The sequence below is a fragment of the Sphingobium phenoxybenzoativorans genome (genome assembly GCF_001757355.1).
GTDB lineage: Bacteria > Pseudomonadota > Alphaproteobacteria > Sphingomonadales > Sphingomonadaceae > Sphingobium > Sphingobium phenoxybenzoativorans.
The window spans coordinates 1-1,883 of the sequence record NZ_MINO01000171.1; the positions used below are offsets into that span (position 1 = coordinate 1).

The window sequence follows — 1,883 nt, forward strand, 5'->3', positions numbered from 1 at the left end:
TCGCCTTCATGGTCCTGCAGTTCCGCCGCTACCGGCAGGCGCAAGTCTTCGCCTTCGACCATGGCGGCTCGATCCGTGCGGCGACGCTCGGTGTCGGCGGCGAGTGGCACGATCTTGGCGGCGCACTTGGCGGCACGGCCGCGCCGGTGTCGCTGCAGCCGCTCGCGCGGATCGACGAGCTCGACGAGCGTGCCTGGGCGGCCGATTGGCTGGCGGCGATCCTCGCGCGTGAAGAGTTCGCGATCACGCCGGAAGTGAAGGATCATCTCTGGACGGCGCTGGGCAGCCTCGCGGACGCGCCCGTCGAGCAGCGGACGCTGACCGGCCTTGCCGTGCTGATCCAGGCGTCGGGCCTGAAGCGGGCACTCGCGCCCTATACGCTGGCCGGTCCCTATGGCCGGTTGCTCGATGGCGATGTCGAGCATTTCGGCGAGAGCGACGCTCATGCCTTCGAAACTGAGGGTCTGGTCGGAACGACCGCGGCCCCCGCCGTGCTCGCCTATCTCTTCCATCGCATCGGCCGCCGGCTCGATGGTCGGCCGACGCTGATCCTGATCGACGAGGGCTGGCTTGCGCTAGATGATCCGCTGTTCGGCCGCCAGCTCAAGGAATGGCTCAAGACGCTCCGCAAGAAGAATGCGAGCGTCGTATTCGCGACGCAGAGCCTCGCCGACATTGAGGGCTCGGCGATTGCGCCGGCGATCATCGAAAGCTGCCCGACGCGGCTATTTCTCGCCAATGAGCGCGCGCTCGAGCCGCAGATCGCCGGCGTCTATCGCCGGTTCGGGCTCAACGATCGTCAGATCGAGATCATCGCCTCGGCAACGCCGAAGCGGGATTATTATTGCCAGTCGAGCCAAGGCAACCGGCTGTTCGATCTGGGGCTAGGCCCGGTCGCATTGGCCTTCGCCGCCGCGTCGTCCCGGTCAGACCTGAACGCGATAAGCGCACTGGTCGAGCGCCATGGCGCGCACGGCTTCGCCGCTGCCTGGCTGCGGCACCGCGGCCTGTCCTGGGCCGCCGACCTTCTCACCGCTCCCACCCTCGAACCGCAGGAGGCGTTCGCATGACCCGCTCTCGTATCACTCACCTGGCGCTGGGTGCGGCCGCGCTCGCGCTGGCCGTTGCTGCGCCGGCCGACGCGCAGTTCGGCGGGATCGTCTATGATCCCACCAACTATGCGCAGAACGTGCTGACGGCCGCGCGCAGCCTCCAGCAGATCAACAACCAGATCACCCAGATCCAGAATCAGGCGCAGAGTCTGATCAACCAGGCGCGCAACCTTACCAACCTGCCGACGTCGGTGTTGTCGACGATCCAACAGGATATCGGTCGGACGCGGGCGCTGATCACCCAGGCGCAGCAGATCGCCTATCGCGTCGAGAATATCGATCAGGTGTTCAGCCAGCGCTATCCGTCGGGATCGCTTGCCGGCACGCCGTCGGGCACGCTGGTGACGAACGCGCAGACGCGCTGGACCGATGCACTCGCAGCCTATCAGGACTCGCTGCGCACCGGCGCCACCGTTACCGGCAATCTCGATGGGACGGCCGCGCAGACCAGCACGCTGGTGACAGCGAGCCAAGGTGCGACGGGCGCACTTCAGGCGGCCCAAGCCGGCAACCAGCTGATCGCGCTGCAAACGCGCCAGCTCGCCGACCTGACGGCGATGCTGGCAGCCCAGGCCCGCGCCAATGCGATCCAATCCGCGCGCGCGGCCGCCGACGAAGCGCAGGGCCGAGAGGAGGCGCGGCGCTTCTCCCAGCCCGGGACCGGCTATGTCGCCCAGAGCGTGGCGCTGTTCCATGAGTGAGGAGCAGAAACCACGGAGCCGGCCGCACCTGCCGATTTGGCCGACATGGGCGATTGGGGCGATCGGCATC

The 1,883-nt window shown here is 67.5% G+C and carries 2 protein-coding genes; both read left to right on the forward strand.

Annotation, left to right across the window (positions count from 1 at the left end):
- On the forward strand, nt 1-1,070 hold a 1,070-nt coding region (locus BHQ40_RS24625; RefSeq protein ID WP_494338036.1), incomplete at its 5' end, for a TraG/VirB4 family ATPase.
- Nucleotides 1,067-1,813 (forward strand): P-type conjugative transfer protein TrbJ, encoded by a 747-nt coding sequence (gene trbJ, locus BHQ40_RS24630; protein ID WP_070158301.1) that lies wholly within the window; start codon nt 1,067-1,069, stop codon nt 1,811-1,813. The genes BHQ40_RS24625 and trbJ, both read left to right, overlap by 4 nt.
- The last annotated feature ends 70 nt before the right edge of the window (nt 1,814-1,883 follow it).